Origin of the sequence: Enterococcus casseliflavus (genome assembly GCF_029215545.1) — a bacterium.
Classification (GTDB): Bacteria; Bacillota; Bacilli; order Lactobacillales; family Enterococcaceae; genus Enterococcus_D; species Enterococcus_D casseliflavus.
Map to the genome: position 1 here is coordinate 739,568 of NZ_CP119393.1, position 17,325 is coordinate 756,892.

The window sequence follows — 17,325 nt, forward strand, 5'->3', positions numbered from 1 at the left end:
GGTCCTAGGATCAGTCAGCTGCTTCAAAAAATAAGAGGAGGCGTTTCTATGACCATGCAACAAGAAATTATCAAAGAATTAGGAGTCTTACCGACCATCGACCCGAAAGAAGAAGTTCGTAAGAGTATTGATTTTTTAAAGGCGTATCTGCAAAAGAATCCGTTCTTGCATACGTTTGTCTTGGGGATCAGTGGTGGACAAGATTCGACGTTAGCTGGACGGCTTGCGCAATTGACGATGGAGGAAATGCGCAGCGAAACTGGGAATCCCAACTATCAGTTCATAGGGGTACGCTTACCTTATGGGGAACAAGCAGACGAAGAAGATGCCAAAAAAGCGCTAGCGTTTATCCAACCAGACATTGAGCTGCGAGTAAACATCAAAGCCGCCGTCGATGCGCAAGTACAAGCGGTGGAAGAAGCAGGGTTAGCGGTTTCCGACTTTAACAAAGGCAATATCAAAGCCCGTCAACGGATGATCACGCAATATGCTATTGCGGGTGAAAAAGCAGGGGCTGTTCTGGGAACAGATCATGCTGCGGAAAACATCACCGGCTTCTTTACGAAGTATGGGGATGGCGGAGCCGATATTTTACCACTGTTTCGTTTGAATAAACGCCAAGGCCGTCAACTCTTGCAATACTTAGGCGCGCCAGAAGCGTTGTATACAAAAGTCCCAACTGCGGACTTGGAAGATGGCAAACCTTTAGTGGCAGATGAAGCAGCTTTAGGAGTGACCTACAACGACATCGATGACTATTTAGAAGGCAAGGAAATTTCGGCTGAAGCCCAACAAACCATTGAAAACTGGTGGAACAAAACGCAACATAAACGCCACTTGCCAGTCACGATTTTTGATGATTTTTGGAAATAAACGAAACCAATGATTGAGTTCCATTCGGATAGAAAGAAGAGTCTAGGGGGCAAGAAACCTTAGACTCTTTTTTTATGAGGCTTGCTTTCTTTAAAAATAACAAAAGCTTCTTACCTCGGCTTTACTTTCTTGCCTCGAAAGCATAAAATACGAGGGTACCTAGAACGTGTAGAAAAGGAGGAATGTTCCTTCGTGAAAATAAATAGCCATCCTTATCTGAAGATCGCATTAAAAGGCATCGCCATCGTCCTGTTGATCATTTTCAGTAATTTATATTTGCAATGGTGTCAAAACAATCTTTCCGTTGAATTAGCTCTGAAATTTGCCTTTTCGTGGCATACAGCAAAGTTTTTCTTGGCTTGTGGGGTGCTACTGCTGGTGTATGGGGTGTTTGCCAGCTTGGCAGGTTCGGTACTGATCGGAGGCGTCTTTTATAGTGTCGTAATCGGAATCTTAGGGTACGCCAACCACACAAAGATGGTCTATCGCCAAGAACCAATCTATCCTGATGATTTAAAGATGGTCACTCAATTCGACCTTCTACGAACCATGATCGGCAATAGCGCCTTTTTCGTAGCCATCCTCTTCGCTCTGGCGGCGATCGGGGCGATCGGCTGGAGTATCTATCGCAGCCGCAAATTAAACCTGCGTTTGCAAGTGATGCGAGGAGCGGTGCTGGTCGTATGCTCGCTGGGCTTAGTCTATGTTTCTCACTTCAATGACAGCAACAACCTTTTACGCAAAGCCTACAATCAGACGGCGCTCTGGATTCCGTATTCACAAAAAATGAACTACTACAATACGGGATTCATCGGTGGGTTTTTGTACAACCTGCGGGTAGATGCCATGACAAAGCCTGAGGGGTATTCAAAAGAAGCGATCCAAGCGATTGCGGACACCTACAATGCACAGGCTGCGGAGAAAAATCAAGACCGTGAAAGTGAAGCACCAAATATCGTCTATGTAATGAGCGAGAGCTTTTCCGACCCGAGCCATTTAAATGGCTTGTCGATCACCGGCGATCCGTTGAAAGACTATTACCACGTCGCCGATCAAACCATCAGTGGAAAAATGCTTTCGCAAAATTATGGGGGCGGTACGGCAAACATCGAGTTTGAAGCGTTGACTGGTTTTGCCATGGGCCTATTGAATCCACAGATGACAACGCCTTACACGATGCTGGTGCCGAAATTGACGCAACTGCCATCCTTGGTTTCTTTCTTGGAACAGTCCGGGTATACGGCAACGGCGATCCATCCTTACGATACATCGATGTACAAACGCAAGGATGTCTATGGCGTGATGGGGTTTGAACGGTTTATCGATCAAGAGACGATGACCTATACCGACAAAATCGAAAATAATCCTTATATTTCTGATGAGGCGGCCTACAAAGAAGTGCTGGCATTGTTGGAAAACGATCAGCAACCGCAATTTGTCCATTTAGTGACGATGCAGACCCATATGCCCTATGCTGGCAAATACGATACGTTGAATTACCAAGCGAGCGGTCCGGGCAATATGGCTTCTTTGGAAAACTACCTACAGGATATCTCTTATAGCAGTACAGCGTTGAAAAACTTTGTGGCTGAATTAGAACAGCTGGATCGGCGAACGCTGGTCGTCTTTTGGGGGGATCATTTACCAGGCATTTATGCCGATGAGATCAAGGAGCAAAATGAAACGGCTGCCCTGCATGAAACCGAGTTTTTGATGGTTGATTCGCAAGGGAATTTTGCGCCAGAAGATGTACCTGTAACAAGTCCCTTTTACTTTGCGCCGAACCTATTAGAAGCCAGTGATCAACCAACCAGCGGGTTTTACCAGTTGTTATTAGCCTTGCAAGATGAGCTGCCGGCTTTTGAGATGGGGCAATATTATCAAGGCGGACAATGGCAGACGACCCTTGCGTTGGATCAAGAAGCCCAAGAAATCTATGATGCCTACAATTTGATCCAATACGATGTGTTACAAGGAGAGCAATACAGTTTAGCGACTGGTTTGTTTGACTAAATGAAACGTAAAATAGCGCCTTATCCCAGTGTTAGTCACAGGATAAGGCGCTTTTGTTTGTATGAAGTTATAAATCCTGCCATTTACGGTTTTGATCAAAATCATTGGCGGCGGCATAGGCGTCTTGAACGATCGTTTCAGGGTAGCCCATGACTTTTAAGAGGGCGATTGCATTGCGGCTCAAGGCAGGACCGGATTTGACCTTGTAATCAAAGGAGATGCCGTCATCTTCCGTGACTTGTTCAGAAAAATGAATGTTGCGGCAATCATTTTTCAAAATTTCAGTCAGCTCAATATCATGAGTGGCGACAAATGCCAATGATGGGTAGGCTCGCAGCCAATGGATGATGCTGGCAGAAGCAGCGATCCGTTCCACCGTATTGGTTCCTTTTAAAATCTCATCAACAAAACAATAGCAGCGCTGGTTCGTGGCAACGGTGTCTAGCAGGCGTTTGATGGATTTGATTTCCGCGACGAAATAGCTGTCGCCTTCAAATAAATCATCTTCGACAGCCATCGAGGTAATGACGTGACCGGGAACCATCGTAAAGGTTTCGGCAACTGCTGTCTGGATCGTTTGTGCCAAGATGCAGTTGATGGCGATGCTTTTGACATACGTCGATTTGCCCGAGGCATTGGAGCCAGTCACGAGGGTATTGTGGTTCCAAGAAACATCATTCATGACTGCTTCACTTAGAAGCGGGTGATACGTACCCGTTGCTTGTACACCTCCGCTTGTTTGGAAGGTCGGTAGGCAAGTGATGGGCATATACGTGCGAAAATTTAAAATGGCGGCTGCGACTTCCAATTTCCCCAGCAAATTCCACAGATCGATGGCTGCTTGTTGGTGCTTTGCTAGGGTAGTGGTGACCGTTTGATAGGAAATAAACGGTAGCATAAAAATGATATTGATGTATTCAAACAACATGTCTCCTTCGCTGCCGTTTTTGGCACGAAACGAAAAGGCGAAACGAGTGATCTTTTTTAATGGTGCCAAGGATTGTTTGATCTCATCTTGGAGGGGCGTGTTGATTTTAGCGATCTGACTGCCACAGGCAATCGTTTGAACCAAATAGCGCATGCTGTTCAGTTCTGTTTCCAGCTTGGCTTTTTTGATGGAGTAATAGATCGTATTGAAAACGACACTAACCAACGTCAACAGGATGCCTTGAACAAACCCCAGCAGGAGCAGCAAGATGCCGACTAACGGCAGCACACCTAAAAAGACAAAGAAAGGCAGAGAACCGATCGATTGCGCCGCTTCATTGGCCAAGTAGGCTTTCGAAAAATTATCATCTTGTTTTCCTAAACGAGCAAACGTATATTGGGATTGTTCGCGTGCGGCACTGTCAGCAGCAAAAAAGTCGATCAATTTGGTCAGCTGTTTGTCCGTTTTGAAGCGAAAATTGCGTAATTGCTGGTACAATGCTTCTGAACCAACACTGGAAAACGTCAGATTAATGTACTCAAACAACGAAAAGCCATCCAAGTCATACCAAGTGATGTCATCGACCTCGCTATCAAAATCGTGAAACTTCTTCTCAGTCAGCCAAGCCTTTTTCAAACTCGCTTCTTTATCAAAGCGGGGCTGACGGGGAAGCTTTCCCCAAGCAAGCCGAACGTAACGGCGTACTTTGTATCGATTCCAGATATCTAGTGCGGTCAAGATGAGAATGCTGGCGAGTATGATCAAAATGACCATCGTTTGTGGTTCCATATGCAAAAGTCCTCCTAATGGCTAATGAATGCTGGCTAAAGCTAAGTGTTGCTGTGGGCAGGATCGATTTCTTTCAAACAAGCATAGATCCGTTCAATATCTTGGGTCGTGCCTCGCAGCTCGAAATCCGCTAAGAACGGGATCGAAAATTGCTCCGCATATTGCATTGCGGTCAAGCAATATTGATAATTGAAGTTTTTGTTGCCACTGCCGATCACGCCTAAGCAAAGAGCTGCGTTGTTTTCATAGTCAATGTATTCCCGCATGGTTTCTGTGAGAATCTCCTGATCGCCGTTATCGACGCCATTTCCACCTTCTAAATAGGTAGGGACAAAAACCACATAAGGTTCGTCTTCTTGTTCAAACACACTGTTGTCATGAATTTCTTTGGCTTCCCAAGTACTCGGAGTGTCTTGCTGATCCGCATAGGCCAACAAGCGGTTGACGAATGCACGGGTATTTCCAGAGATTGAAATATAAAGTAGTTTCATTTTTTTCATCACCTTCCGCTTTCTAGTATAACAGAAACCATTTATGAAAAGAGGAGAACTTCGGCAGTCTTTTCTAGTAAAATGCAGCCAAAGGCTTTAAACTGAGAGAGGAGTCCAATACAAAGGAGTGGCAATAATGTTTTCAAAAATGCATCATGTGGCGATCATCGCCAGTGATTACCAGCAGACCAAAGAATTTTATGTAGAGAAATTAGGCTTTGAAGTGATTCGTGAACATGCGCGCCCAGAAAAGAAAGATGTAAAAATCGACCTGCGCTTTGGGGAATCAGAAATAGAACTGTTTGTGGTGGAAAAACCACCAGCAAGACCAAGCTTTCCCGAAGCAGCTGGCTTGCGGCATTTGGCATTTGCGGTGGAAAATATTGAAGCAGTCGTGGCAAAGTTAGCCGCCAAAGGAATTGCGTGTGAACCGATTCGTTTCGATACCTTTACGAATAAGAAAATGACCTTTTTCCAAGATCCAGACGGCTTGCCGTTGGAATTGCATGAATAAATAAGGAAAACTTTGTGTGGATCCTTTGTCGATTCAACTTGGTTTTTCTTGAGAGAATTGTTATTCTATGTATAGAAGTAAGGAGGAGAAAACGTGATAAGATTTGCAAAAAAAGAAGATCGCTTTGTCATGGCTGAACTCGTTTTAGTCATTTTAAAGGATATGGAATTGCCGTTTGTCAAAGAGATCGGTGAAGCAAAGACCTTAGAGATCTTGGCAGATGCCATGCTAGAACCCGACTATCGTTACGGCTTTCGCCGTGCGTTGGTCAATGAGATCGACGGGGAGGTTGCTGGGGTTGCCTTTGGATACCCAGACAAAGAAGAGGCGACGATCGATCAGCCTCTAGATAAAGTGCTGGAACAGTACGGTTTGAGTAAAGACATGAAGCTGTTTATCGATGAAGAAACCTTACCAAATGAATGGTACTTAGATACCATCTGTGTGGCTGAGAAATTTCGCGGCAAAGGTGTCGGCTCAGCCTTATTAGAAGCGTTGCCGAAAATTGCTTCTAGAGATGGCTATGAGGTGATCGGCTTGAGTGTTGACCGAGCAAATCCCCATGCGAAGCGGCTCTATGAAAAGCATGGCTTTGAAGTCGTGGCCCAAAGAGAGATCAGTGGCCACCTATACGACCATATGCAAAAAAGAACCAGCTGATTTTTCAGCTGGTTCCATTTGTTAGTCGAAGCTCAAGAGGATGGTCTTTCTTGCGGTGCCGATTGTACAGCCAGTAATCCATGACGGCAGCGATACAGATGCAGACCGGTGCATCCCGATCATCAACGACATCCAGTACATAATAATCCCCCGTCAATAAGGTCGCCTTATCCATTTCCATGATCTTTTTATTGAAATGATGGATCCCATAGCGATGATTGTAGATATCGCCGTGGACCGCCCAGTGAAGCTGCTGGATATAGTAGAAATCACCCGGCCAGTTAAAGATTTTCTGCAGTGTACCGACTTTCTCAAAGTCTTTGTAGATCTCAAAGCGCGTACCAAAAGTAAAACTGATTTGTTTGATACTAGCAACCATTTGCCCATTCAAGCGGTAAAGGGAAAGAGCATCGCCCTTAGTTCCCCAACGGCCCACCATTAAAAACAGTGATTTGCCTGTTTCATCTTTGACAATGGTGCGTGTGACTCTGCTAAGTTGTCTGTCTTGGATGAAAAATTCTGACATACTTACGCCTCCTCATGTATCCCCAAAAAGCTGCGTGATTTAAAGATTTTCATCAATTGCCCGAACGATCGCTTTGCCGACACCAGACTCAATATTGGTGTCCGTCAAATACTTCGCGGCTTCTTTTACCTCTAACTCGCCATTTCCCATTGCAAAACTAACGCCTGCCAGTTGCAGCATACTTACATCATTTAAGTTGTCACCGATCGTCATCACTTCCTCCAGTGAGATCATCCGATCCTTAGCGACATGCGCCACTGCGATTCCTTTTTGCGCGTTTCGGTGGTTGATCTCAATATTGTTTTGTCCAGAAGAAGTCACCACTAGATCGCCGTACCCATCGATGATTTTCGTGATAGGACCCAATACCCGCGCACCATCTTGATGGAAGCAGATCACTTTCAAAAATTCTAATTCTTCGATCGAAAACAACTCACTGAAATCATCGACATAATTGATCGGTAAAAATTCCAAACGGGCTGCTGTCATAGCAATCGCCATCTTATGGGTTAAATGGGGCATTGCTTCTGCCGTGTGGATCGCAAAATTTTCGATCCGACGTGTTTGGCTTTCCGAATAGATCCCGTTGCTCGTGGAGATCTCAAAATAGATGTCGTTTTCTTTTAGTAGGTCGATCAACGAACGAGTTTGTTCATGGCTGATCGGCACAGTAAATAATGAATTACCCGCTTCGTCGTAGACTTGGGCACCATTCAAGGTGATCATTGCACAGTCGATCCCGGCTTCTTGCAGCGGCGGCAAAGCCTCTTTGCGGTTACGGCCAGTTGCGACCATAAATTCGATTCCTTTGGATTGGGCATATTTGATTGCTTGGATATTTTCTTCTGAAATCTGCATACTAGCATTTAAAAGCGTACCATCCATATCAGAAGCAATTAATTTGATCATTGTCAGCGTCCTTTCTTAATCGTTTCTACAAATAGTGTACCATAAATCGCGCATTTTTTTTCTTTCGAAGAGTAATTCTTGTTTCTAATGGGCGGGATTTGTTATCCTAGAAGAAAACAAAGGAGATTCGCCATGAAACGACTATTGGACAATGATTGGCAAGAACAATTGCAAGAATCATTTGAGCAACCCTATTACCAACAACTACGGGCTTTCTTGAAACAAGAATATGCCCAGCAAAAGATCCATCCAGCGATGGATCATATTTATGAAGCACTTAAACTGACGCCATACCATGACGTAAAAGTTGTCATCTTAGGTCAAGATCCTTATCATGGCCCTCACCAAGCCCACGGACTGTCGTTTTCCGTGCAGCCGGGGGTCAAAATACCGCCTTCCTTACGCAATATTTACAAGGAATTAGCCGATGACTTAGGGATTCCACCTGTGTCCCACGGTTATCTCGTGCCTTGGGCGCAACAAGGGGTCTTATTGTTGAATACCGTGTTGACAGTACGTGAAGGGCAAGCCTATTCACATCACGGGCATGGCTGGGAGCAGCTGACTGATACGATCATCGAAAAATTGAATCAACGAGAAGAACCGGTCATTTTTGTGCTTTGGGGCAAACCCGCCCAAAAGAAAGCCGCTTTGCTAGATACCAGCAAACATATTATTATAACAGCGCCTCATCCAAGTCCGTTATCAGCGCATCGAGGATTCTTTGGTTCGAAGCCTTTTTCTAAGATCAATCAAGCATTGCTGGCGTTAGGGGAAGAACCGATTTCCTGGGCGTTGCCAGAAAAAATAACACAGTTGTAAAACTGTGTTATTTAGAATGAGTAAACTTGTGAAAAAGGTAACGATATTTAAAATAATCGACTAATACAGGATTTTTATCTGTTCTTTTTTTCGCAATTATTGTACAATGGAAGGGTATAAAAAAACTGGAGGTCTTTACCCGTGGAATTATTCGAAAGTTTAAAATTTAAAATCGTGCGTCGTCATATCAAAATCGTTTTTCCTGAAGCAACAGATCCTCGTATCCTAGGTGCTGCTAGCCGTTTACGTTCAGAAGAATTGATTGAACCTGTTTTGATCGGTAACCCGGTTGAAATCGAAAAAGCAGCGGAAGCTCGCGGAATCAACGTATCAAACTTTGAAATTTTAGATCCTGAAAATTATGATCGTTGGGATGAAATGGTTGAAGCTTTTGTGGAACGCCGCAACGGCAAAGCAACCAAAGAACAAGCAGAAGAAATCTTAAAAGATGTCAACTATTTCGGAACAATGTTGACTTACATGGGCATTACTGAAGGAATGGTTTCAGGAGCGATCCATTCTACGGGTGATACAGTAAGACCCGCTTTACAAATCATCAAAACAAAACCAGGTGTGAGCCGTACAAGTGGTGCTTTCTTAATGGTTCGTGGTCGTGACCAAGAAAAATACTTGTTCTCAGACTGTGCCATCAATGTAAACCCAACTGCACAAGAATTGGCAGAAATCGCTGTTGACTCAGCGAAAACCGCTGAATTATTTGAAATCGATCCAAAAGTTGCTATGTTAAGCTTCTCAACGAAAGGGTCTGCGAAAGCACCAGAAGTAGATAAAGTCGTCGAAGCAACAAAAATCGCCAAAGAATTGGCACCAGAATACCAAATCGATGGAGAATTGCAATTCGATGCTGCGTATATCTCAGCAGTTGCGCAATTGAAAGCTCCTGAATCTGAAGTAGCAGGTAAAGCAACCGTCTTTGTTTTCCCAGATTTACAATCAGGAAACATTGGTTACAAGATCGCCCAACGTTTCGGTAACTTTGAAGCGATTGGACCAATCTTACAAGGATTGAACAAACCAATCTCTGATTTGTCTCGTGGTTCAAATGAAGAAGATGTCTACAAATTATCAATCATTACTGCGGCACAAACACTAATGGAAAAATAAGCAGCCAATCGCTGCACCTATGAAAAACTGATCCCTTGAGGGTCAGTTTTTTGTTTTGTTTTTGGAAAGTTGAGGGCAGCAAAGGAGGAAGTGTGCGCAAAAGCAACGATCCAGTGATCGTCGGGGAATTTTTCCTAAGCTCCTTCTTTACAATTCCTTGAAAAACAAGCTATACTAGCAACTAGTAAATTAGATTGATCAAAGGATGGGGACTATGTTTACCATTAACGACTTAGAAGCAACCGCAGCATTTGCAAAAATCATTGGAGAGGCAGCCGAGCCAGGGGATAACCTGGTGTTGACGGGCGATTTAGGTGCTGGCAAAACAACATTGACGAAAGGCATCGCCTTGGGGCTAGGGATCGAGCAACTGATCAAAAGTCCGACCTATACGATCATTCGTGAATATACCAATGGGCGGCTACCGCTGTATCATATGGATGTCTATCGGGTGGAATATGGTGCAGATGATTTAGGACTGGATGATTATTTCGAAGGGGATGGCTTGTGTGTGATCGAGTGGGGCAATCTCTTAGAAGCCTCCCTGCCAGAGGATTATTTAGAACTGATTTTGGAAAAAGATGATACAGATGAACAAAAACGTCTTGTGAAATGTCATGCATATGGCACCAAAGCAACCGCCTTTTTGCAACGGATCACAACAAAATGGCAGGCAGCCCATGAGTGAGATCCAATTACAGATCAAAGAAGCCACGGGTGCTGATGCCAAAGCTGTGTTAGCAGTCAGTCAACAGCTAGGAGAAGAAACGGATTTTCTTTTGATGGACGAAAGCGGCTTGGCGTTGCCAGAAGCCTTATTGGCAGAACAGCTGGACGCTATCTATGAACGGGACGACTATTTGCTGTTGTTGGCATTTGATCAAGAACAATTGATCGCCATGGCATCAGTCAAAGGCCATGAAGAGTGGCAATTAGCCCATGTCGGGGAGATCGGTATCTCGATTTTAAAAGACTATTGGGGCTTAGGCTTAGGTTCGCTCCTGATTGAAGAATTACTGGACTGGGTAGTAGAAGTTGGCGAATTGACCCGCATCGAGTTGACCGTTCAAGCGAGAAATTTACGGGCGATCCATCTGTATCAAAAATTTGGTTTTTTAACAGAAGGCTGTATGAAAGAAGCGGTGCAAACCCGCGAGGGGCAAAAAGTTGACGTCTTGATGATGGCACGTCTTTTTGAATCATAAAAAAGGAGTGAAGGAAATGGAGTTTCGGGAACCGACGATCGCAGACTGCGATCAAATCGAAGCGTATCGGCAAGCCTTCGAGAAGAATCAAGAAGTCATCCATGGTGGGGCAGGACTTGTAGAAAGTCCGACAGCCAAAGACTGGCTAGAGGGATTGGCTGATTTTAAAACAGCAGAAACGGTACCAGAAGGATTCGTTCCCGCCCGTACCTATCTGGCTATCCAAGATCAAAAAGTGGTCGGTCTCTTGAATCTGCGTCTGACACTTAATGCGTATTTGCGCCAAATTGGCGGACACATCGGGTATTCAGTGCACCCAGACCATCGAAAGCAAGGCATCGGCTCGGCAATGTTGGCACAGTCATTGGTAAAGGCCAAACAATTTGGCTTGAACAAAGTGTTAGTAACCTGTGAAGAAGCCAATCGCGCCTCCGCCAAAGTCATTGAAAACAACGGTGGTAAATTGACAGAAAAAGTCATTGATCCTGAAGATGGCGCTATAATCTGTCATTATTGGATCGATCTGACTTAAAATGAATCCTTCCTTAAAAGAGAACGTGCGTCCTAAAGGCTAGCGCAATGCTGACTTTAGGACGCACGTTCTTATTTATTTGACTAAAACCAATTTTTTTAATGGATCGATGCCAAATTCTTCTTCTTGACGCAATAAGATTTGGGCACATGCCCGACTATCTTCTAGTGCATCATGGTGGTTTAGTAAAGGAATCTGTAATTGCTCACAAACCGTGTTTAATTTGTGGTTCGTAAATTCTGGATACAGCTTGCGGCTCGTTCGCACCGTGCATAAGGAAAGATAATTTGGTTGTGACAACCCATAATAATCAAGACATCCCGCCAAAACTCCAGTATCAAAACCAGCGTTATGCGCAACGATCAAACTGTTCAGTTGATAATATTGTTGGATTTGTTTCCATACGTCAGGAAACTTAGGCGCTTCTTGTACATCTTCTGGACGGATGCCATGAATTTGAATGTTTTTCCAAAAAAATTCCGTTTCCGGTTGGATCAATGTGTAATATTCGCCCACGATTTTGCTATCTTGTACCATGACTAGTGCAAGGGAACAGGCACTATGCTTTTGATAATTTGCTGTTTCAAAGTCCATTGCGATAAAATTCATCAGACTCACCTCATTGCCATTCTAGCACAAAATCAAAGAATGAAAAGCGAACAAACGTTAAGAAAAACTGAAGTTTTCTTACGGTTAGTTGAGATCCAGTTCCACCGGACAATGGTCACTACCAATGATATCTGTATGGATCTTGGCGTCTAGCAAGCGCTCATTTAAGTCATCCGAAACGACAAAGTAATCGATGCGCCAGCCAGCATTGTTTTTGCGAGCGTTGAAACGGTAGCTCCACCAAGAATAAATACCTTCTGCATCTGGATAGAAATAGCGGAACGTATCGGTAAAGCCAGCAGCCAAAAGAGTCGAAAACTTTTCCCGTTCTTCAGGTGTAAACCCAGCACTTTTTTGATTGGTTTTCCAATTTTTGATGTCGATATTTTTATGGGCAACATTCAAATCACCGCAGAGAATCACTGGCTTTTGTTGTTTCAATTCAGTCAAGTAAGCCAAAAAGGCATCTTCCCAAGTCATGCGATAATCCAAGCGGCGCAATTCATTTTGGGAATTCGGTGTGTAGCAAGTAATCAAGAAAAATTCAGGATACTCCAGCGTGATGACGCGACCTTCCGTATCATGTTCTTCGATTCCTAATCCATAACGGACCGATAGTGCAGGTTCTTTTGCGAAAATTGCTGTGCCAGAATAGCCTTTCTTCTCCGCATAATTCCAGTATTGATGATAGCCTGGTAAATCCAATTCGATCTGACCTTCTTGCAGCTTTGTTTCTTGTAAACAAAAGAAATCAGCATCGAGGGCTTCAAACACTTCAGAAAAATTTTTTTTAACGATGGCCCGTAAACCATTCACATTCCAAGAAATAAATTTCATTGAGACTCCTCCTTATTTTCCACTACGCCTCCCATTTTACCTAAAAAAGCCAGAAGCGCAAAGCAAGTGAGCGGAATGAGGAAAACAAGGAGGAAGAATGAGGATTAAATTTGGATGCTAGAGAAAATTCGTTTGTAGTACGGAAAAGGAACGATGGCTCCTTACGCTTACTTCCATTTTATGATACAGTCATTTTGAAAAGGGGGCAGTTTCATGACGATCAAAGCGCAAGTTTCAGCGAAAATGACTTCGAAAAATCAAATAACTATTCCAAAAAGTGTGCGGCAAATACTAGGCTTAAAAGAGAATCACTAGGTAATTTTTGAATTTACCCCAGAAGGTGAGATCAAGGTAAGAGGCGAAAAAGCAGCACCTTCTTTTGAAGCTTTTTGGAAACAAGAATTAGCGATCATAGAAGAAATGGGAAAATTTGACACAGGTGAGATGTTTTTTGAAAAAGATTTAAGTGAGGAGAACATTGAATGGTAAGGCAAGGAGATATTCTTTTATTGACTTAAATCACACCAAAGGAAATGAAATGGCAAAAAAAGACCGTGTGTAGTGGTTAGTAATGATTATTATAACAAGAGTTTCAATACCATCTTAGTGATGCCAATCAGTAGCTCAAAAAAATATGTAGAAGAAAAATTTGCTCGATCGAATGCGTTTCAAACAGTTACCGAAACACAATAAAGTAAAGTTCAAGGGACGATTCTTTGTCAGCATATTTGCAGTGTGGACTTCTTGCATCGCAGCAACTTAGAAGTAGTCGATAAAGTCACTACGGAGATGAAAGAACGATTATCTGAAATAACAAAACACTTTTTTTGAAGCTTACTCTTTATTAATCAGGTCATTCGAAAAGAGGCGCTTATGGGTCATTCGACCATTAAGCTTTTCTTTGATTCACCAGAGGTAGCAACTTTTCCTTGAACATGCTAAAATAAGTGAGATGTTTATTGTGAAAGGAAACCTTCTCGTGAATAAAGACTTGATGATTGCGCAATTCCCTGAAATTGCCTTATTAAAAGATGAACCCTTATTGAACTATACGTATACAAAAACTGGTGGACCGGCAGACATTTTGGCTTTTCCCAAAACAGCAGATGAAGCCAAACAGCTGCTTGATTATTGCCGAGAACAAGCGATTCCTTGGATCGTCTTAGGAAATGCCAGCAACTTGATCGTCCGTGATGGTGGTATTCGCGGCGTGGTGATCATGCTATCAGAAATGAACCAAATCGTGGTAGACGGCACTTCTTTGATCGTCGATGCTGGAGCAAAGTTGATCGATACCACCTATGTCGCTTTGCATGAATCGTTGACTGGTTTTGAATTTGCCTGCGGGATTCCTGGCAGTGTCGGCGGTGCCGTCTTTATGAATGCTGGCGCCTATGATGGCGAAATCCAAGATGTCTTTGCGTCCTGCGACGTTTTGCTGGCTAATGGTCAAATCGTGACTTATACCAAGGAAGAAATGGAATTTGCTTATCGTCATAGCAAATTGCAAGAGCAAAAGATGATCATTTTGAGCAGTCGCTTTGATTTAGCAAAAGGCGATCAAGAGCAAATCAAAAAGCGGATGGATGAACTGACAGAATTGCGGCAATTGAAGCAACCGCTAGAATACCCCTCTTGTGGGAGTGTCTTTAAACGTCCAGTCGGTCATTTTACCGGCAAGCTGATCCAAGATGCAGGCTTACAAGGATTGAAATGGGGCGGAGCCCAAATTTCGGAAAAACATGCGGGCTTTATCGTGAATGTCGATCAAGCCACTGCAACGGATTACGTCGAACTGATCGCTCATATCCAACAAGTCATCAAAGAAACCTTTGATGTCACCTTAGAAACAGAAGTCCGAATCATCGGCGAAGAATAGAATAGCGAAAAGATTGTCCTGAGGGGCAGTCTTTTTTTTATGAGAGCTGATAAAAAAGAGCTTAGGTTTGTAAGCTTTCTCAGTCTTCGGTACAATAAACGAAAAGGAGTGAGCAGGATGAAAAAGTGGGGACGCGTCATTTTGTTTGTTGGGTTCGCCTTTCTTTTCGGCGGTTGTACGAAATTACCGCAAGAACAGTTTGCCGAACAGTTGACGAATCAGCAAGCAGCGAATGCTGGTGAATTCCAAGCGACGATCGATACCTTTGAGATGGGCAGCAGCAGCGAATACGGTCAAGAAGCCGATAGGTATGCCTCTATGTTGATGTCACAGTTAGTCGGCTCGTCATTTAAAGGGGACTTCGTCCAGGACAAAGAAACCAAAGCGATTTTACTCAATCTGGCAGTCGCTTTTGGGGGGCAGGAGCTGCCGATCAAGCTGATCGTCGATCCAGAAAAACAAGAAGCGTATGTGTCAGCTGAAATCTATGAAACACTGCAAGGGTATATCAGCGCATTTGATAGTGACAGTTATGGGACAAAACCAGAAGCTGCGGAATATGAAGGCAAATACCTGCGCATCGATCAAGAAACCTTAGATTCTTACTTTGGCGAAGGAACTTTTGCAGAGGACGGCGAGGGGACAACCGAAGCAGAAAAAGAGCCTGAAAACCTCTTTACCATGAACAGTCTTTTTCATAATGAGACATTTGCAGACTATCTGAAAACCTTTGAACCGGATGCTTTCAAAAGAGATGGAGATACGATCAGCCACACGTTTACCAAAGAAGAATTGGCAGATTATGCAGATTATGCCCAAGAACACGGCGCCGATCAAAAGCAAGTCGCCGAATTAGAAACGATGTTGGAAGAAGTCGAGCAGTTTGACTTAACCATGACCATCAATACGAAAACAAATCAGCAGAAAATGGCTTTTCACTTCGTGCAAGCGGATGAGCTGCAAACCACTATCGGAGCCACGGTGACTTTTACAGGGAAGAAAAGTGATACTGCTGTTGCAATCCCTACAGCAGAAGAATTGATTGACCCAGAAGAATTGTTTTCTCCCTATGATTATGGTTGGGATGACAGCTATGACGATGGGTATGAAAATGATGATGAGTACTGGGATAGCTATGATGAAGCCGATGATTGGTCTTCTTATATGCTGACGGATGAGGAGTTTGAAGAACTGCTGCTGCAAATCAAGCAAGAGCTGCCTTATTTGACCCCAGCAGATATCGATGATTATTTGACATTTTATGAAGAGTACTTGACCCAAGAGCAGTATCAAGAGCTTGTCGAAGCACTCCAAGTGACACAAAGTCTATGAGTCACTCAAAAGGGAAGCGACCGCCTAAGTTAGCCAAAAAGCTAACTTTGGGCGGTCGCTATTTTTTTAGATACGATTTTTTTTGCGGTTCATGACTAAGCGTAAAAGGACGGTTCCAACTGCCATCGTGGCGATTCCCGCTACAATGGCTTCAGGTACACCTTGGGCGAAGATTACACCCAAAATCGCTGCATAGACAGCAGTGCCAGCTTTCCCCACAACCTCCGCATATTCTTGCTGGAACAAGAAGTAGATCAAGTTCATTACTAGGATCGTATTCGTCAAGCCTCCAGCAACACCAGCAATCAGTAGCGAAAGACTTTGCTGTTTGTTTTTCCAGATTTTTTGACAGCCTTTATAAACAAAGTAAGGAACGACACCAATCAAAATACGAGGAATTAACGCTACGAGGATCGCTTTCCAGCTTCCTTGATCACTCCCATAAATCGGTACGAAAGGGGAGAAGACAAAAGAAAGCGGGGTGATGATCCAGGTCGAACGCACCATACTGATGATCCCAAAGGCGCCACCTAAAAAGCCGCCGATCCGAGGGCCTAATACAATGGAAGCGATGATCACAGGAATGTGCATCGTTGTCGCATTGATTGGTCCTAAGGGAATAAACCCAAGAAAGGGAACCGATGCTAAAAGAATCAAGATTCCTAAAAAGAAAGCTGTTAAGACAAGTTCAAAAGTTGATATTTTTTTCATTGTTAGACACTCCGTACTTCCAAAGCAGTCAATGCTTTTTCAAGAATCGTTTCTGTTGCTGCTAATGCGCCTCTGCCGAAATCACCGCAAGCCAGTAACGCTTCACGGGGTTCAATCTCTTGGAAGCCGACTTCTTTCAAAATCCCCAAATTTCTTTGAACAATCGGGTTTTCGTACATGACGGTATTCATGGCTGGCGCAATCAAGCGGGGAACGGATAACGGCAACGCTAAGGCAACTGTTGAGATCAAATCATCGGCTATCCCATGCGCCAGCTTGCCAATACTGTTGGCACTGGCTGGGGCGAGCAAGAAAAGATCGGCTTGTTTGGCTAGTTCAATATGATTGATCCGATCTGGTTGACGTTCTTGCATAACATCGACATGGATCGGGCGTTTGGATAATGACTGTAACGTCAAAGGCGTAATAAATTGTGTGCTGTTTTGAGTCATTAAGACATCCACTGCATAGCCCTTTTTGGTTAATTCATTGGTTAGGTCGGCTGCTTTGTATGCAGAGATACTGCCGCTGACGCCAAGCAGAACGTGTTTTTGTTTCATGTTTCTTTCT

21 protein-coding genes are annotated in these 17,325 nt (G+C 43.7%); 13 read left to right on the plus strand and 8 right to left on the minus strand.

Annotated features, from left to right (window positions below; genetic code table 11):
• Positions 1-48 precede the first annotated feature (48 nt).
• Complete coding sequence (gene nadE / locus P0G38_RS03520; protein WP_010749896.1) at positions 49-873, plus strand: ammonia-dependent NAD(+) synthetase; 825 nt, start codon at positions 49-51, stop codon at positions 871-873.
• A 192-nt stretch (positions 874-1,065) separates the two neighbouring features.
• Complete coding sequence (locus P0G38_RS03525; RefSeq protein ID WP_275854046.1) at positions 1,066-2,886, plus strand: LTA synthase family protein; 1,821 nt, start codon at positions 1,066-1,068, stop codon at positions 2,884-2,886.
• Positions 2,887-2,953: 67 nt separating this feature from the next.
• Here P0G38_RS03525 and P0G38_RS03530 read toward each other — a convergent pair whose 3' ends face one another.
• A complete protein-coding gene (locus tag P0G38_RS03530; RefSeq protein ID WP_275854047.1) occupies positions 2,954-4,603 on the minus strand; it encodes a MutS-related protein in 1,650 nt (549 codons plus the stop codon).
• A 41-nt stretch (positions 4,604-4,644) separates the two neighbouring features.
• On the minus strand, positions 4,645-5,094 hold the full coding sequence (gene nrdI, locus P0G38_RS03535) for a class Ib ribonucleoside-diphosphate reductase assembly flavoprotein NrdI (protein WP_081116096.1): 450 nt from the start codon (positions 5,092-5,094) through the stop codon (positions 4,645-4,647).
• 136 nt (positions 5,095-5,230) lie between these two features.
• On the opposite strand from nrdI, the gene gloA2 reads away from it, so the two are divergent.
• The gene (gene gloA2, locus P0G38_RS03540; RefSeq protein WP_275854048.1) at positions 5,231-5,608 is read left to right on the plus strand and encodes an SMU1112c/YaeR family gloxylase I-like metalloprotein; all 378 of its coding nucleotides are present in this window, start codon (positions 5,231-5,233) and stop codon (positions 5,606-5,608) included.
• Between the two features lie 93 nt (positions 5,609-5,701).
• Positions 5,702-6,268 (plus strand): GNAT family N-acetyltransferase, encoded by a 567-nt coding sequence (locus P0G38_RS03545; protein ID WP_005228513.1) that lies wholly within the window; start codon positions 5,702-5,704, stop codon positions 6,266-6,268.
• A gap of 4 nt (positions 6,269-6,272) precedes the next feature.
• On the opposite strand, the gene P0G38_RS03550 is transcribed toward P0G38_RS03545, so the two are convergent.
• Positions 6,273-6,794: an LURP-one-related/scramblase family protein gene (locus P0G38_RS03550; protein ID WP_005228514.1), complete on the minus strand. Its 522-nt coding sequence runs from the start codon at positions 6,792-6,794 to the stop codon at positions 6,273-6,275.
• Positions 6,795-6,833: 39 nt separating this feature from the next.
• The gene (locus tag P0G38_RS03555; RefSeq protein WP_010749892.1) at positions 6,834-7,703 is read right to left on the minus strand and encodes a Cof-type HAD-IIB family hydrolase; all 870 of its coding nucleotides are present in this window, start codon (positions 7,701-7,703) and stop codon (positions 6,834-6,836) included.
• A gap of 132 nt (positions 7,704-7,835) precedes the next feature.
• Here P0G38_RS03555 and P0G38_RS03560 point away from each other — a divergent pair, with 132 nt between their 5' ends.
• From P0G38_RS03560 to P0G38_RS03580, 5 genes are all read left to right on the plus strand, one after another.
• Entirely contained in the window at positions 7,836-8,525 is a 690-nt protein-coding gene (locus P0G38_RS03560; RefSeq protein WP_060791407.1) for a uracil-DNA glycosylase, read from the plus strand.
• Between the two features lie 141 nt (positions 8,526-8,666).
• Positions 8,667-9,650, plus strand: coding sequence for a phosphate acetyltransferase (gene pta, locus P0G38_RS03565; protein WP_005228517.1), 984 nt, complete (start codon positions 8,667-8,669; stop codon positions 9,648-9,650).
• A 214-nt stretch (positions 9,651-9,864) separates the two neighbouring features.
• Positions 9,865-10,338, plus strand: coding sequence for a tRNA (adenosine(37)-N6)-threonylcarbamoyltransferase complex ATPase subunit type 1 TsaE (gene tsaE / locus P0G38_RS03570; RefSeq protein ID WP_034858989.1), 474 nt, complete (start codon positions 9,865-9,867; stop codon positions 10,336-10,338).
• On the plus strand, positions 10,331-10,855 hold the full coding sequence (locus P0G38_RS03575; RefSeq protein WP_010749888.1) for a GNAT family N-acetyltransferase: 525 nt from the start codon (positions 10,331-10,333) through the stop codon (positions 10,853-10,855). The genes tsaE and P0G38_RS03575 overlap by 8 nt, the downstream gene beginning before the upstream one ends.
• 16 nt (positions 10,856-10,871) lie before the next feature.
• On the plus strand, positions 10,872-11,387 hold the full coding sequence (locus tag P0G38_RS03580; RefSeq protein ID WP_275854049.1) for a GNAT family N-acetyltransferase: 516 nt from the start codon (positions 10,872-10,874) through the stop codon (positions 11,385-11,387).
• 75 nt (positions 11,388-11,462) lie between these two features.
• Here P0G38_RS03580 and P0G38_RS03585 read toward each other — a convergent pair whose 3' ends face one another.
• Both P0G38_RS03585 and P0G38_RS03590 read right to left on the minus strand, forming a co-directional pair.
• Positions 11,463-11,996, minus strand: a complete 534-nt coding sequence (locus tag P0G38_RS03585) for a 3'-5' exonuclease (RefSeq protein ID WP_010749886.1) — start codon at positions 11,994-11,996, stop codon at positions 11,463-11,465.
• Between the two features lie 84 nt (positions 11,997-12,080).
• Entirely contained in the window at positions 12,081-12,833 is a 753-nt protein-coding gene (locus P0G38_RS03590; protein ID WP_005234144.1) for an exodeoxyribonuclease III, read from the minus strand.
• Positions 12,834-13,046: 213 nt separating this feature from the next.
• On the opposite strand from P0G38_RS03590, the gene P0G38_RS03595 reads away from it, so the two are divergent.
• From P0G38_RS03595 to P0G38_RS03610, 4 genes are all read left to right on the plus strand, one after another.
• Positions 13,047-13,148 carry an AbrB/MazE/SpoVT family DNA-binding domain-containing protein gene (locus P0G38_RS03595; RefSeq protein WP_225000598.1) on the plus strand — a complete coding sequence of 34 codons (102 nt, stop codon included), beginning with the start codon at positions 13,047-13,049 and terminating at the stop codon, positions 13,146-13,148.
• 246 nt (positions 13,149-13,394) lie between these two features.
• A complete protein-coding gene (locus P0G38_RS03600) occupies positions 13,395-13,526 on the plus strand; it encodes a type II toxin-antitoxin system PemK/MazF family toxin (protein WP_225000597.1) in 132 nt (43 codons plus the stop codon).
• Between the two features lie 301 nt (positions 13,527-13,827).
• Complete coding sequence (gene murB, locus P0G38_RS03605; RefSeq protein WP_371875350.1) at positions 13,828-14,712, plus strand: UDP-N-acetylmuramate dehydrogenase; 885 nt, start codon at positions 13,828-13,830, stop codon at positions 14,710-14,712.
• Between the two features lie 117 nt (positions 14,713-14,829).
• Positions 14,830-16,044, plus strand: a complete 1,215-nt coding sequence (locus tag P0G38_RS03610; RefSeq protein WP_275854050.1) for a hypothetical protein — start codon at positions 14,830-14,832, stop codon at positions 16,042-16,044.
• A gap of 66 nt (positions 16,045-16,110) precedes the next feature.
• On the opposite strand, the gene P0G38_RS03615 is transcribed toward P0G38_RS03610, so the two are convergent.
• Together P0G38_RS03615 and coaC are read right to left on the minus strand one after the other, a co-directional pair.
• Positions 16,111-16,755, minus strand: coding sequence for an ECF transporter S component (locus tag P0G38_RS03615; RefSeq protein WP_275854051.1), 645 nt, complete (start codon positions 16,753-16,755; stop codon positions 16,111-16,113).
• A 2-nt stretch (positions 16,756-16,757) separates the two neighbouring features.
• Positions 16,758-17,315 carry a phosphopantothenoylcysteine decarboxylase gene (gene coaC, locus P0G38_RS03620; RefSeq protein ID WP_005228528.1) on the minus strand — a complete coding sequence of 186 codons (558 nt, stop codon included), beginning with the start codon at positions 17,313-17,315 and terminating at the stop codon, positions 16,758-16,760.
• Positions 17,316-17,325 lie beyond the last annotated feature (10 nt).

What these genes read in the sequence shown, in the direction of transcription:
- P0G38_RS03575 (WP_010749888.1), top strand. Translation starts at nt 10,331, where the DNA reads ATGAGTGAGATCCAATTACAGATCAAAGAAGCCACGGGTGCTGATGCC.
- P0G38_RS03555 (WP_010749892.1), bottom strand. Translation starts at nt 7,703, where the DNA reads ATGATCAAATTAATTGCTTCTGATATGGATGGTACGCTTTTAAATGCT.
- P0G38_RS03595 (WP_225000598.1), top strand. Translation starts at nt 13,047, where the DNA reads ATGACGATCAAAGCGCAAGTTTCAGCGAAAATGACTTCGAAAAATCAA.
- P0G38_RS03550 (WP_005228514.1), bottom strand. Translation starts at nt 6,794, where the DNA reads ATGTCAGAATTTTTCATCCAAGACAGACAACTTAGCAGAGTCACACGC.
- P0G38_RS03615 (WP_275854051.1), bottom strand. Translation starts at nt 16,755, where the DNA reads ATGAAAAAAATATCAACTTTTGAACTTGTCTTAACAGCTTTCTTTTTA.
- P0G38_RS03530 (WP_275854047.1), bottom strand. Translation starts at nt 4,603, where the DNA reads ATGGAACCACAAACGATGGTCATTTTGATCATACTCGCCAGCATTCTC.
- gloA2 (WP_275854048.1), top strand. Translation starts at nt 5,231, where the DNA reads ATGTTTTCAAAAATGCATCATGTGGCGATCATCGCCAGTGATTACCAG.
- P0G38_RS03590 (WP_005234144.1), bottom strand. Translation starts at nt 12,833, where the DNA reads ATGAAATTTATTTCTTGGAATGTGAATGGTTTACGGGCCATCGTTAAA.
- P0G38_RS03585 (WP_010749886.1), bottom strand. Translation starts at nt 11,996, where the DNA reads ATGAATTTTATCGCAATGGACTTTGAAACAGCAAATTATCAAAAGCAT.
- tsaE (WP_034858989.1), top strand. Translation starts at nt 9,865, where the DNA reads ATGTTTACCATTAACGACTTAGAAGCAACCGCAGCATTTGCAAAAATC.
- P0G38_RS03560 (WP_060791407.1), top strand. Translation starts at nt 7,836, where the DNA reads ATGAAACGACTATTGGACAATGATTGGCAAGAACAATTGCAAGAATCA.
- murB (WP_371875350.1), top strand. Translation starts at nt 13,828, where the DNA reads ATGATTGCGCAATTCCCTGAAATTGCCTTATTAAAAGATGAACCCTTA.
- coaC (WP_005228528.1), bottom strand. Translation starts at nt 17,315, where the DNA reads ATGAAACAAAAACACGTTCTGCTTGGCGTCAGCGGCAGTATCTCTGCA.
- nrdI (WP_081116096.1), bottom strand. Translation starts at nt 5,094, where the DNA reads ATGAAACTACTTTATATTTCAATCTCTGGAAATACCCGTGCATTCGTC.
- P0G38_RS03580 (WP_275854049.1), top strand. Translation starts at nt 10,872, where the DNA reads ATGGAGTTTCGGGAACCGACGATCGCAGACTGCGATCAAATCGAAGCG.
- nadE (WP_010749896.1), top strand. Translation starts at nt 49, where the DNA reads ATGACCATGCAACAAGAAATTATCAAAGAATTAGGAGTCTTACCGACC.
- P0G38_RS03610 (WP_275854050.1), top strand. Translation starts at nt 14,830, where the DNA reads ATGAAAAAGTGGGGACGCGTCATTTTGTTTGTTGGGTTCGCCTTTCTT.